Annotated in this window: 12 protein-coding genes; 9 read left to right on the top strand and 3 right to left on the bottom strand. The window is 37.3% G+C overall.

Translation table 11 applies throughout. From position 1 onward, the window contains the following. Positions 1–164 precede the first annotated feature (164 nt). Complete coding sequence (locus tag OCV68_RS02290; RefSeq protein WP_262570408.1) at positions 165–470, bottom strand: hypothetical protein; 306 nt, start codon at positions 468–470, stop codon at positions 165–167. Between the two features lie 219 nt (positions 471–689). Here OCV68_RS02290 and OCV68_RS02285 point away from each other — a divergent pair, with 219 nt between their 5' ends. From OCV68_RS02285 to OCV68_RS02275, 3 genes are all read left to right on the top strand, one after another. Then, positions 690–908, top strand: coding sequence for a hypothetical protein (locus OCV68_RS02285; RefSeq protein WP_262570407.1), 219 nt, complete (start codon positions 690–692; stop codon positions 906–908). A gap of 18 nt (positions 909–926) precedes the next feature. After that, positions 927–1,436: a hypothetical protein gene (locus tag OCV68_RS02280; protein WP_262570405.1), complete on the top strand. Its 510-nt coding sequence runs from the start codon at positions 927–929 to the stop codon at positions 1,434–1,436. 981 nt (positions 1,437–2,417) lie between these two features. Then, positions 2,418–3,293 (top strand): hypothetical protein, encoded by an 876-nt coding sequence (locus tag OCV68_RS02275; protein WP_262570403.1) that lies wholly within the window; start codon positions 2,418–2,420, stop codon positions 3,291–3,293. A 47-nt stretch (positions 3,294–3,340) separates the two neighbouring features. Here OCV68_RS02275 and OCV68_RS02270 read toward each other — a convergent pair whose 3' ends face one another. Further along, complete coding sequence (locus OCV68_RS02270; protein ID WP_262570401.1) at positions 3,341–3,919, bottom strand: recombinase family protein; 579 nt, start codon at positions 3,917–3,919, stop codon at positions 3,341–3,343. Positions 3,920–4,559: 640 nt separating this feature from the next. On the opposite strand from OCV68_RS02270, the gene OCV68_RS02265 reads away from it, so the two are divergent. The 6 genes from OCV68_RS02265 (at position 4,560) to OCV68_RS02240 (ending at position 9,358) form a co-directional block, all read left to right on the top strand. After that, positions 4,560–4,802: a helix-turn-helix domain-containing protein gene (locus OCV68_RS02265; RefSeq protein ID WP_262570398.1), complete on the top strand. Its 243-nt coding sequence runs from the start codon at positions 4,560–4,562 to the stop codon at positions 4,800–4,802. After that, positions 4,802–5,002, top strand: coding sequence for a helix-turn-helix domain-containing protein (locus OCV68_RS02260; protein ID WP_262570396.1), 201 nt, complete (start codon positions 4,802–4,804; stop codon positions 5,000–5,002). The genes OCV68_RS02265 and OCV68_RS02260 overlap by 1 nt, the downstream gene beginning before the upstream one ends. Beyond that, complete coding sequence (locus OCV68_RS02255) at positions 5,002–6,243, top strand: site-specific integrase (protein WP_262570394.1); 1,242 nt, start codon at positions 5,002–5,004, stop codon at positions 6,241–6,243. Before OCV68_RS02260 ends, OCV68_RS02255 begins: the two co-directional genes overlap by 1 nt. A 610-nt stretch (positions 6,244–6,853) precedes the next feature. Further along, positions 6,854–7,438 (top strand): hypothetical protein, encoded by a 585-nt coding sequence (locus OCV68_RS02250; RefSeq protein WP_262570391.1) that lies wholly within the window; start codon positions 6,854–6,856, stop codon positions 7,436–7,438. Between the two features lie 105 nt (positions 7,439–7,543). Beyond that, positions 7,544–7,837, top strand: coding sequence for a hypothetical protein (locus tag OCV68_RS02245; protein WP_262570388.1), 294 nt, complete (start codon positions 7,544–7,546; stop codon positions 7,835–7,837). Positions 7,838–8,065: 228 nt separating this feature from the next. Continuing rightward, a complete protein-coding gene (locus OCV68_RS02240) occupies positions 8,066–9,358 on the top strand; it encodes an ATP-binding protein (RefSeq protein WP_262570386.1) in 1,293 nt (430 codons plus the stop codon). An 83-nt stretch (positions 9,359–9,441) separates the two neighbouring features. Here OCV68_RS02240 and OCV68_RS02235 read toward each other — a convergent pair whose 3' ends face one another. Next, positions 9,442–12,411: a type III restriction-modification system endonuclease gene (locus OCV68_RS02235; RefSeq protein WP_262570385.1), complete on the bottom strand. Its 2,970-nt coding sequence runs from the start codon at positions 12,409–12,411 to the stop codon at positions 9,442–9,444. Positions 12,412–12,720 lie beyond the last annotated feature (309 nt).

Here is a 12,720-nt window from a genome sequence, read left to right as displayed (position 1 = left end):
TGTATCGAAAAGTGTTATTTATCACGATATAATCAATTCGATTTTAGATTGAATTTTTTTACAAAGAAATATCCCTCGGACCAAAAAACAGAAAAGTCCGAGGGATATTCTTTATAAGGAGTTCTAAGGAATTAAATTGATTATAGTTGTTTAAAAAGTAGATTTTAGGTTAAGTAGTTTAAAATGGCTTGATATTTTTTATTGTGCTGAAATTGGTGCATTCTTTCCTTTGTTGTGCCGATAACCGACTGGGTGAAGCTGTGGTCGCCCATATTTTTGAGAATCGGACAAACCGTATCCAGTACAAAATCGGCAGGAAAAACATCATAAAGATTTTGAGCTGTGATTTTGACGCCGTGGGTGCGTTCCAAATCATTGAATTGGCTTTTCCCGATGCGGTTTATCAATTGTCGGTTTTCCTCTGCGATTTTATCCCGTGCCGTAACACAGTATCGTCTGCTGTTCTGCATATTGCTATCCTCCTTTAACTGAATTATCATTTACTGACAATTGAATTATATCACAAAAAATAAAATAAACAAAAAAACAGTCCGAATCTATTGACAAGCAGGGGAACACGGTATATACTGAGAAAAAATAATCAAATCGGAGGAATGTTTTAACTGAACTACAAGCACATTATTTCAGCATTGGAAAAGAATCTTACGGCTTTGGAATGTCTGACAGGATTGGACGGCTTTGAGGAATCGCTAATGGAAAACATACATATCTGCTTATATTGGGAGGCGGTGTGTGATAAAGCTTTGGCTTATGCTTTTTATCTGTCCGAAAACAGCAATGATGTCGTTAAACTAAAAGAAATATCCCAAAGTCTGGCAGATGTCCGAAAAAAGCTTATGAACTCCTTTGGAAACAAAAGAATTTATATTCCTTTTGAAAGATGTTGAATCGGAGGTGTTTGTATTATGAGAAAACCAAGCATCAATCCGTTTTCCGTACAAAATGTAGTGTACCACTTGCTGTTGGGAAACAGTTCTATGACCACGCTCAAACTGAATGTTATGCTCCATATCATAAATCTGCAATTCAAGAGTGCGTTCGGCGACCTGCTATGGAATGTCAGCGAGTTTTATGAGGCTAACGGAATACAGAGGTCAATATGGGTAGACTTGCGATTCGGATTTATGCCCGAAACCGAGCTTTTCGGTGTAGAAATGTTTAATGCGCAATCAGATTCAAGGCACTGTAAACTGCCAAACAGCTTGAATGGCATCGTGCAAATGGTTCGTGCGATTTATAAAAACCTTAACAATAATGAATTGATGAGTGCCTGTATATTTTCGTCAATACCTTTGCGTGTTCCTGCCGAAAACTTCAACGGTGAAGCGCTTGTTTCTGAGTTTAAGCGGTATGACGAGAAAATATTCTTTGTTGCATACAATGTAGATACTATGGAAAAGATTATAAAAGGATAAACGCTGTTGAGGCCGCTCCCCCAAGCTTCGCATAATCCGTGAGAATGGCTTCGCTGATTGCTTTATAAAGAAAAAATATGTGTTTTTCTTTGAGCGTAAAAAGCTCTCGGAAAAGCACATATTTTTCTTTTTGCCTACATAGCTTCGCATAACTATGCAAACTCACAGGCTTCGCAAATGATAATGTATTACAGTATATTTCTACGCTTTGCGAGTAATAATGCACATTAAAGCGTTTACACACATTATTACTCACTAATATTGATTATATCAAAATAATTTTGTATAACAAAATAAAAATGCTCATTTGCATATCTTGAATGAATCTTTCAGGCATATCAAGCTCTTGAAAAACTTTTGCACCATAATTCATTTATGAGTTTTGAAAACAAGGGTCAATCTTCTAATTGAAGAATTCTTTCAGATTAAATCAAGTCCCTGGAATCTTTGTCTATGTTATGCTCGGAATCTTTTTCCCTGTAAAAATTAATTGCCTTGGATTTCGTTTCAATTGGAAGAAATCCTGCATTGAAAATGGAAAACATATCTTATGGGGGCTGCACCTTTTATAGTTTTGCTTTTTTTCTTGCAGGATATGTGTTGATGGATAAGAAACTTCTTTGCAATTAACCTTTAAGGATTTTTTATTGGGAAATTTTTTGTTTCCTTTTATAATAATATAGGGGCAAATCGGCTGAAACTGGCCAGAAATGACGTAAATAGGTCGTTTGAAGCTTGTTTTTCCTATGACAAAACAGGCACCTGTGCTTTTTATGGAAAGAAAGCCGTTTATGCCGTGTTTGCGTCATAATCTGATATTTATGCTGTGATAAGCCTGAGCCTGATTTGTCATTTATACTGACATTTCAGGCATTGCACGGCTTGTAAAAAATATTTTTATTTTTTCCGAGTTGACCCTTGAATCCGAAAATATTTTTTTGTATAATTTGGCTGCAAATAAATTTTACAAGGAGATATCAAATGACCCAATCAATACAAAAATACACACAATGTTTCGCTGCACACTCAACGCTTAAGAAATCATATTTCAGCTTGCGGGATTTGATGAACACATCAATTATTGTCGCTATCGTCTTGTCGTCAATCGCCTCGGACTGCGATGATGTTATGGACGGTTATCAGATGAATGTTTTCACGCTGGACAAAGACAGAAAAGAAATTTTGTGCAGGGAATTGAACCTGACAGCAAATTCGCTTAAAAAGAATCTCATTGAACTGGAGAAACACAGGGTTATTGAAAAGCTTGAAAATGATAAGTACAGAATGAATCCTTTTATTTTTGCGAGAGGTACTGAATCCACGATAAAAAGATGCAGAATTTATTGCACAGAAAATTGTCAATGTCCGTTTGAATCGCTTGCAGAAAGCCAAAAGAAATTTTCGTTCCTTTTTAATAATATTGAGAATTTAAAGAAATTTGCCTGCTTTACTGGTGCATACGGCTCAAAGAGAATAAGCAAAACGGAGCTATCTGTATTTCTGATGCTTACAGCAGAAGCGCAGTCCTGCAAATGCTATCACTCTCCCGAATATTGCAATATTGTTGAGATTAAATCATCGAATTATAAAAGTCTGGCCAGAACGCTCGGCATTGATGAGCGTTCTGTACGCAGAGCAATTACATCTCTTGTCGATATGCACCTTCTTTATAAGATACCGAATATAAACTATACTTATATGATAAACCCGTTTGTTGCGGCTAAGGGAAACATAAAGCTTATCAGAAACCTGCAATATGAAATGCTTAACGGCAAGCATAATGATTTATTCAATGGTTGTGCTCAGGGTGATATTGAGTATTATCGTAGGCTATCATTAGGAAAAAGCACAAAGTAAAATTATCCCTCAGAAGCTAAAATGCCTCTGAGGGATAATTTTGTTTGTCAGTTTATCTTTTGATATGACTCGAACCGTTTTATTCTTCGGTAAAGTGAATTTGTAGTCAAGCCGACAAGCTCGGCGAATCGTCTGGCGGTTATTTCATCCGTTTTCCACTTCTTATAGCTTCGTTCAAAGATTTCCTCGTCGATATGTTTGAATTGCTTTCCTGCATATTTTCCCTGTGCCTTGGCAATTGCGATGCCCTCACGCTGACGCTGTAGAATTTGCTCACGTTCCAGTTCCGACAGGGCGGCGAAGATGGACAAAACAAATCTTCCCTGCGGAGTGGTAGTGTCGATGTTCTCCTTGACAACAACGAGCTGGACCTTCTTTTCATTGAGAGTATCTACGATAGAGAGCAAATCTCTGATGCTTCGGGATAATCTTGATATGCTTTCCACATACAGAATATCGTCCTCACGAAGATAGTCCAACATTTTTCTCAATTCTGGCCTGTCCGTATTCTTGCCGCTGGCTTTTTCCATAAAGACCTTATCAAGTCTATAGCCGTGGAGCAGTTCTTCCTGCCGTGCCGTTTCCTGTTCAATGGTTGAAACTCTGATATAACCTATTTTACTCATAGAAACATCTCCTTTACTGTAATATAACTGAACATTCGTTCATTTGTATTATAGCAAAAACGAAAACGTATCGTAAGGGTTACTTTTTCATACGATACATAACGTAAGAGGAATAGTAATTCATACGTTATATATTTATAATAGTATATAAGGGCATACCTTAATGAGACGTTTATGACTAAAGCTTCAAAAGTGCTTTTGGTAATATTCAACAGTTATCGGTGCTAAAAATTGTTGAAAAAACAAAATTAAAATCCTTGTATGAAATCTATTGACTTTTAGTATGTCCTATGATATCCTATAATTGTAGAAAGAAAACAGTTCCGACTACAAAAAACATTTAATATCATTTTGATAGTGTTTAAATCAATCATACAAATACATACGAGTGCCGGTAAATCTGTTTATGCTGGGAACAACGCTCAAGACTTTGGAAGGAATAAAGCCTATGTAATATTAATTACGAATGACGATTACGAGTTAATATAAAATGTATATGAAGATTTAAACCCTCTTGCAGCTTGTGTAAGTCAGGGTTATTTTTATACCCATAAAGCAGATACACGAGTTGCTTTATGGGTTTTATTTATCAAAATGGATGGAGGTATTCACAAAATAAAATTTGAAGGGAGCATTTAATATGAATTCAACAACTAATTACGATTCAATGTTATATACAGTTAACGAGGTGGCAAAGATTATGCACACAAACAAGCAATATGTGTATAATCTTATCAGTTCCAACCAGTTGCCCGCAATAAAGCTTGGTTCTTTAAAAGTACGCCACGAAACTCTTTGTAATTTCTTTAAAGCCAATGAGGGCAAGGACCTCACTGACCCGTTTAATATAAAGCCTATTTCTTATGTGAGAGGTGAATGCTAATGAAACTCTATACCATAGAAGAAACGGCTAAAATGCTGAATACGACCAAAGCGGATGTTTATAGACTCATCAGAAATAAAGAGCTTTCGGCGATAAAGTTTGGTGAATGTAAGGTTAAAGGCGAATCACTGGACAGCTTTTTTGCCGCTAACAACAGCACAACTATCAATTGCTTCTCTGTAATTGGAGGTGAGTGCTGATGAAACGTGGGGATGGCGTAAATCTTCGAGATGGCAAATGGCAGTATCGGTTTGAAGGTCCCAAAATAGATGGAAAGCGTAAACAGATAGTCAAAGGCGGTTTTAACACACGGGAAGAAGCTTTTGCGGCGAAATTGAAAGCTATGGCTGAATTTGAAGCCACAGGTGAAGTTTTCAAGCCGTCGGAAATAAGCGTTTCTGACTTTATGGACAAGTGGTACAATGATGAGTGTGTGAATAAGAAGAAAAAGACAACTCTTAATAATTATGAAAAGATAATTCGTTTGGATATAAAGCCAGAAATCGGAAAATATAAGCTTCGCACTATATCGCATTCCACGCTTCAAAAACTTATTGATAAACTGGCCAGCGAAGGCCGCAGCAGAAACACTATATCCGTTATCAGCGGAGTACTTACCAGCAGCTTTAATTATGCGGTCGAACCGCTTCATTATATACAGAAAAATCCGATGGAACACGTAAAGCTTCCTTCTAAGAGAGCCGAAGGTAATATTGCTCTCAATACAAAAAGCCGTGTTTATATCGATGAAAAACGAATGAATGAGATTTTAACGAGATTCCCAAAAGGTTCATCGGCATATATTCCTTTGCTTCTGGGATACAGATGCGGACTCAGGCTTGGTGAAGCGTATGCACTTACCTGGGATGACATAGATTTCGAGAATAAAACATTGTCCGTGAATAAGCAGGTTCAGTGGCAGAGTAATGGGAACAAGAGCGGATATTGGTATTTTTCCGCACCAAAATATGATTCCAATCGTATAATTCAGATAGATGATGCATTTCTGAAAATCCTAAAAAACGAAAAGGATACCCAGGAACGTAAAGCCAAAGCGTATCTTGATACCGAATATACATTTTATTATGAGGAAAAAGGTACGAGAATCATCTGCACTAACGACAAAGGCAAGAAAATCAATTTTGTGTGCAAAAGAGAGGACGGTACATATATTCAACCCAGAACTATGCAGCACACTTCTTCTGTAATCCATAACCAGCTTGGATTTCCTGAATTTGATTTTCATTCTTTGAGGCATACTCACTGTACAATGCTGCTTGACAATGGTGCTGACCCAAAGTATGTGCAGACAAGACTTGGACACAAGAGCGTACAAATTACGCTTGATATCTACCAGCACTTGACGCAAAAGACAAAAAAGACCTGTGACAGCATACTTAACAATATCTATAACAGCGATAATCAGAATACAGTCAATTAAATAAGTAAATACTCACGTTTTTACGTGTTATTTAAATATATAGAAGCCCAAAGCTTCGCAATCAAAATTTAATAGCACCCATACTAAGTAGTAAAATCGGGGTCAGAGCGGAAATTCACAACTTCCGCTTGAAAAAAGAACAGTGCTGAAAACACTCGGAACCCAGCCCCCTCCAAACTTTCTGGCAGTGGAGAATGCTGAACACATTAAAGCTTGTCAGGTGAAATCACAAATATCATTCCGATTTGTGGTGAGGTGCATAAGGTGGTGAATGTGCAGAAAAGTATAAATTTATAGTGTTCTTCCGTGTTTTCGGGTAGGGCTTGGTTCAATATACTCTTTTTGCGCTTTTACCATCTAATGTGAGGATGGCAGGCGCTTTTTTTATGCCTAAAGGGAAACGCTTGGTGTGTGAATATACAAAATTGTTTGTTAGTTTTGCACAATAAGCAACTCGGGTATTTGTCACTGTTTAACCCTTGAAACGTTATATCCAGTTGTTATAATTTAGGCACACAAATAAAATCCACCTTCAGGTATATGTAATGACCTGAATTATTTGTAAAAGTTTATAATTCATTATTATTTAAGAAAGAATCGGGAGGAACATATGAATAAAGAATTTTATTTTTATAATAGTCAAATCAGTCAGTATGGCGTTGAAAATGGATATGTGGATTTGGAAGCTTTTGCCTCGAATTTTCCGCATATACCACTTTGCGATAAGATGTTTAATAATGTTGAGTATGAACTCATTAACGGAAGTAATGTTTTTTACTGTGATTCTGCAGGAAAAGAATATACCTTTGAAGAAAGAGAAGATAAAGTATCTGATATAAGTTCTGAAATTGATGAGCTTATCGACCAAAAGGGTATGTATGAGGATATGCTTGAAAACGAAACCTCAGAAATAAGTGATGAAGAGCTTGAAAATCTTATTAGTGAATTGGATGATAAAATTGCTGATTTAAATAATGATATATCTTCACTCGAATACGAGGTGGAAAATCCCCCTCTTTCGTTTTATCATATTGACAAAAAGGGTGTAGACCTTCTTTCGCACTATACAAACGAGCAGATATATTATATACCTGAGTATGATATGTACATTTGGGGCATTACGCATATAGGCACAAGCTGGACTTGTGTTCTAACTAACATAAAGATTGACCCCACCTGGACTAAAGCAGCTTAAACAGCATAGTATTGCCTGAGCGATACTATAGATGTTGCTCAGGCAAAATAAATCGCTAATGTGTTATTTTTATAAAACCAAATTATATTAGGAGGTACAATTATTATGAATTCTTTCAGTACATTTGAATTGGGAAGAGTGGTTTTGACCTATGGCATCTCAGAAGCATTATACGAAAATCCGCTGTTCGAGGAAGAGATTATGGGAGCTTTCATCAGATATTGCGTAAGAGATTGGTCAGATATGGAGCATCAGGAAGATAAAGATATGAATGATGAGGCTTTAGCGACTGGAGAAGGAAAAATCCTAGCGTCATACCAAACCTCACAAGGGAAAATTTATATTATTACAGAATGGGACAGAAGCTACACAACGATTATGTTTGCCGAAGAATATTGATTTAACGTGATATGGTGTAATTACCGTAAAAGTGTTTGTGCTTTCCAAGCTTATAGCAGAGTGCAGGAAAGCACTTTTTTAATGTTTTGATGTTCGGGGTGAATATGGATAATAATATCAGCCGATAATTAAGTCAATAAAAATAATTGATTATAATATTTTTCTTGACTTAAAAGTATAAAGGTGATATACTGGTTATAATAAAAAGCCGAAAGGAGTACAGCCTATATGATTAGAAAGGTAACTGGCCAGCTTATCAGCTGGAAGAACAGCGCTACCCGAAAGCCTATTATCCTGAATGGGGCACGACAGGTCGGAAAGACATATATTCTTCGTGAATTCGGTAAAGCAAACTATAAAAACGTGGTATATATAAACCTTGAAAGTAATGAAACAGCGGCATCAATGTTTGATGGTGACATTGACCCAAAGCGGCTCATCAAATGCCTTGAAGCAGAGGCAGGAGAGCGTATTCTTCCCAATGACACTCTTGTTATTCTTGATGAAATACAGTCCTGTGAACGTGCTGCCACTTCCCTAAAGTATTTTTGTGAGGAAGCTCCCGAATATCATATTGCAGCGGCAGGAAGCCTGCTTGGCGTAGCTATAAACCGAAACAAGACATCATTCCCAGTTGGAAAGGTGAATATTATTCAGCTTTTTCCTCTCGATTTTGAGGAGTTTATGTGGGCAACGGGCAATGATATGCTTTGTGATGAAATAAAACGCTGCTATAACAGCATAGAACCTATGAACGAGGCTCTTCATAAAAAGGCAGTTTCGCTGTATTATGATTATCTTATTGTTGGAGGAATGCCAGAGGCTGTCAAGTCATTCGTGGAAACAAATTCATATATAGATGCCAGCCTTGTTCAGACAAGTATTATAGACAACTATACTGCTGATATGGCCAAATATGCAAGCAACACTGAAACTGTGAAAATCAGAGCTTGCTATAACTCCATTCCCGCACAGCTTGCCAAGGACAATAAGAAATTTCAGTATAAAGTCGTCCAGAAAGGCGGCTCGGCATCTATATTCGGAGCATCTCTTGACTGGCTCAAACAGGCAGGTGTCATACTTGAATGTCAGCGAATCGACCAGGGAATGCACCCTCTGGCCGTTTATGCGGACCAGACCGCTTTCAAAGTGTATATGTCCGATGTCGGTCTGCTTGTAAACAAGTCTAAGATGTCGGTCAATACTATTCTTTCGGGCGAAACGAATATTTTTATGGGAGCGGTTACGGAAAATTACGTCGCTCAGCAGTTCGCAGCCAAAGGTTATCCGCTATACTACTGGTCAACAGCCAATTCGCAGGCTGAACTGGATTTTGTTCTTCAGAAAGAGGACGAGATATACGCTGTTGAGGTCAAAAAGGGCGAACACGTTCGGTCAAGAAGTCTCAGTGTGTTCTCACAGAAGTTTTCTCCGAATGTGGCTATTCGGCTTTCACAGAAGAATTTCGGAAAGACAGAAGATGTTATTTCCATACCGCTCTATGCTGCGTTTTTGATATGACTTTATTGTTGGTCTGGTATATACAAAACAGTCCGCATTCTTTATGGGATGCGGACTGTTTTTGTGGTTTGCTGACCAGATAGTCAAACATTTTCAATAAAGCTATTGAAATCATCAACTGCGGTGAACACAGCCCCTCTGTTGATTGCCTCAAAATGCTTTTGACCGCATTTGATTTTTTGAGATTCGGTGGGGCGAAGTGACTGTTCGTTAATATTGGCTTTGGTTTCAATGACAAAGTATAGTTTTTTCATTCCGTCTTTTTCAATAAGCACTGCCCAGTCAGGGTTATATGAACCCAAAGGAGTAGAAACCTTAAACCAATCAGGAAGTTTGGCATATAATTTAATATCTTCGTTTGCTTCAAACTTCTGCGCAAAAGCGGCTTCGTTATCACTGTCATATACCACATAGTCATAAACGGACTTCTTGGCTTCAATCATATTGTGTTCCAGATATCCTGCAAGCTCTTCTGTATCAAACAACTCTTGAGCATAATACTCATCATCACCAAGTCTTGTGTATTTTATTCCATCGACGAGCATTGACTTCATATTTGCAGAGATAATCTTGTTTGCATCTTCCATATACTTCTGAGGATTCTTCTTAAACATATCAAGTGTTCCGCTGCATTTTAGTATCGAAACAATCGTCCTGCGAGTAAGACTGGTATTCGTTTGAAGGTATGTTACAACATCTGGAAGCATTTGAGTTTCTTCACCTGAATAGACAGTGGTATGAACCTTTTCTGTTGTTTCAAGCCCTCCTGCTGTATGCTTAAGCTCAGCTTTGGAGTAAATCAGTTTGGCGGAAGCAGTATTAAGGTTAGCCCTCATTTCATCGCTGCATTTCTGTATAAGCTTATTCGAGTCGAATGAAACGGAATAAGCGGTTTTGTATTTTATCTTATCCCACAGCTCTTTAAAATCGGGACTTAAATATATCTGTTTGTTAAGCGTTACTGTTTTCTTTTCTGAAGCAGGCTTAATATTGAGATTTCCGCTGATTTTCTTGCAGATGGCTGTAATTGCAGACAAGTTATCCTTTACTTCATCGGGAATAATGAGTGCGTTGTCTTTAAGGACTCTTTTCAGCTTATCCTGGACTTTTCCTTTGTCGTCGATATAACCGTTATCCTCAAATGATTTATATATAGCTGCTGATTTTTCTGCACCGAGGTAGCTTATGTTCCCATTTGAATCGGTCACGCTGATATTGGCGAAGGTATGTTTTTCAATATATCCAAAACGGATACCTTCATCATCTTCATATTCGTGCTGAAGACTTTTGGCATAATCTTCATAGCTTTCATTTGCCATTACAGTAAGTGTATTTATTGCCGAACCGTGCAGACGTTCACCCATTTGATTAACGCATAAACGCAGACCACGACCTATTTCCTGACGTTTCTTTATTTCACTGTTTGTTTCGTTAAGTGTACAAATCTGAAAAACATTAGGATTATCCCAGCCTTCACGAAGTGCAGAGTGTGAAAAGATGAACCGAAGCTTTGTATCAAAAGATAAAAGTTTTTCCTTATCTTTCATAATAAGGTTATAAACATCATCATCAGACGTTGTTGTTCCGTTGGTATCCTTGAAAACCCCCTTTTTATCCACAGAAAAATATCCATTATGTACAACGGTTTCATCGTCACTGATAAGCTTTGCATCAATAAGCTTTTTATATTTTGGACGTTGGATAAGCTCTTTATAATGCTTTTCAAAAAGCTGAGCATATTTGCCTTTATGAGCATTTCCGTCTTCATCATAATAACGATAGTTTGCAACTCTGTCGATAAAGAACAGACTGAGAACTTTTATGCCTTTGCTGCTTAAAATAAGCTCTTTGTTCAGATGTTCCTCAATGGTTTTGCGTATCTGCTGCTCCTTGATTGCTGTATCGTCTATATCGCCCACGGCACGACCTATGCGCAGTATCTCAGGTTTCATAGTGAAGCTCACATATTCTTCGCCCTTTTCACAGTATATCTCATCAACGATGTATCCTTCATAAATGGAACGATTACCTGAAAGCTTTTCAGAGAGGTCACTTCCCTGTTTTACAGTCACGACCTTACGCTTTACCTCGCCTTTTACGAGGGCATCAATCTCAATTTTTGCAGTGATAGGAGATTTTTTGTTATCAACAGATTTAAGCAGCATATATGCACGATTATGATAACCGCTTGCCGCAAAGCTTGCTACTTCAATCTGCTTAACAAGATTCATTTCAAATGCATCAATTGCATCAAGCTTATAAACGCAGTTGTGTTTTTCCACGTGTGTCGCTGAATATCTTAATGTACATAAAGGATTAAGAGAAGCAATTGCTTCTTTTGATTTTGGCGTTGTATCAACAGACTGCGGTTCATCAATAATAACGAACGGATTTGTTTCTGCAATAAGGTCTATCGGACGCATACCATTCATTTTATCATTTGAACGATGAATCAGGTTAGCTTTGTTCTCTTTTTCAGGGTCCGTAAAGCTTTTGCGGAATGCATCTATGTTAATAACCATTATCTGAATATTATCGGCTACAGCAAAATCACGTACCTGACTCAGCTTTCCGCTGTCATAAACAAAATAGTCGTATGGTGTATTATCAAACAGCATATCAAAATGTTCTTTTGTTATGTCCAAAGATTTTTTTACACCCTCTTTGATTGCAATGCTGGGAACAACGATAATAAATTTAGTAAATCCGTATGCCTTGTTCAGCTCAAATATTGTACGCAGATACACATAAGTTTTACCTGTACCCGTTTCCATTTCAATGTCAAAGTCATATTTACCGTGTTCAAGAGCGGTCGATTGTTTAAGACCATTGCGGAGCTGAACTTCATTCAAATTATCAAGGATATCTTCTTCATCAAGTTCAAGCTTATTGCCGATACCGGTAGTAGAAAAGAATGTTCCCTGTCCTTCCATTGTATTATAAAGTGACACAGTAAAATTCGACTGTTTCGGTGTCTGGCCTCTGAAAAGGTCAACAACAGAGGATACTGCCTGCTCCTGATATTCAAGGTTGGCATCAAATTGAAGTTTCATATCATTGCTCCTTTACTGTATATTTCATTAAAGGTTTAAATGTATTTTTATCAAAATAGATTTTGTTTATCAAACTTCTTGTGAGTACTATTTCCATTATAATTAATTCATATAACTCATCATCTGAGATATTAATGCCATTCATATGAGTCATATCATTTCTTAATTTAACAATTTGCTCTATTTTTGAGTAGGTATACTCTATATCATAATATGATAGATTGTCAAGTCAAGTGCAACAAAATCAGAGAAAAAATTTTTTGAGCACCTCAAAGGGAGTAAGGAAATTGAGACGTTTTCTCGGACGAT

This window comes from Huintestinicola butyrica (assembly GCF_025567215.1).
GTDB lineage: Bacteria > Bacillota > Clostridia > Oscillospirales > Ruminococcaceae > Huintestinicola > Huintestinicola butyrica.
The sequence above is the reverse complement of the archived record's forward strand: the minus strand, read 5'-3'. Positions and strand labels throughout refer to the sequence as shown.

Excerpts from the sequence above, each read along its gene's own strand:
- OCV68_RS02290 (WP_262570408.1), bottom strand. The coding sequence starts at position 470 with ATGCAGAACAGCAGACGATACTGTGTTACGGCACGGGATAAAATCGCA.
- OCV68_RS02280 (WP_262570405.1), top strand. The coding sequence starts at position 927 with ATGAGAAAACCAAGCATCAATCCGTTTTCCGTACAAAATGTAGTGTAC.
- OCV68_RS02275 (WP_262570403.1), top strand. The coding sequence starts at position 2,418 with ATGACCCAATCAATACAAAAATACACACAATGTTTCGCTGCACACTCA.
- OCV68_RS02270 (WP_262570401.1), bottom strand. The coding sequence starts at position 3,919 with ATGAGTAAAATAGGTTATATCAGAGTTTCAACCATTGAACAGGAAACG.
- OCV68_RS02265 (WP_262570398.1), top strand. The coding sequence starts at position 4,560 with ATGAATTCAACAACTAATTACGATTCAATGTTATATACAGTTAACGAG.
- OCV68_RS02260 (WP_262570396.1), top strand. The coding sequence starts at position 4,802 with ATGAAACTCTATACCATAGAAGAAACGGCTAAAATGCTGAATACGACC.
- OCV68_RS02255 (WP_262570394.1), top strand. The coding sequence starts at position 5,002 with ATGAAACGTGGGGATGGCGTAAATCTTCGAGATGGCAAATGGCAGTAT.
- OCV68_RS02250 (WP_262570391.1), top strand. The coding sequence starts at position 6,854 with ATGAATAAAGAATTTTATTTTTATAATAGTCAAATCAGTCAGTATGGC.
- OCV68_RS02245 (WP_262570388.1), top strand. The coding sequence starts at position 7,544 with ATGAATTCTTTCAGTACATTTGAATTGGGAAGAGTGGTTTTGACCTAT.
- OCV68_RS02240 (WP_262570386.1), top strand. The coding sequence starts at position 8,066 with ATGATTAGAAAGGTAACTGGCCAGCTTATCAGCTGGAAGAACAGCGCT.
- OCV68_RS02235 (WP_262570385.1), bottom strand. The coding sequence starts at position 12,411 with ATGAAACTTCAATTTGATGCCAACCTTGAATATCAGGAGCAGGCAGTA.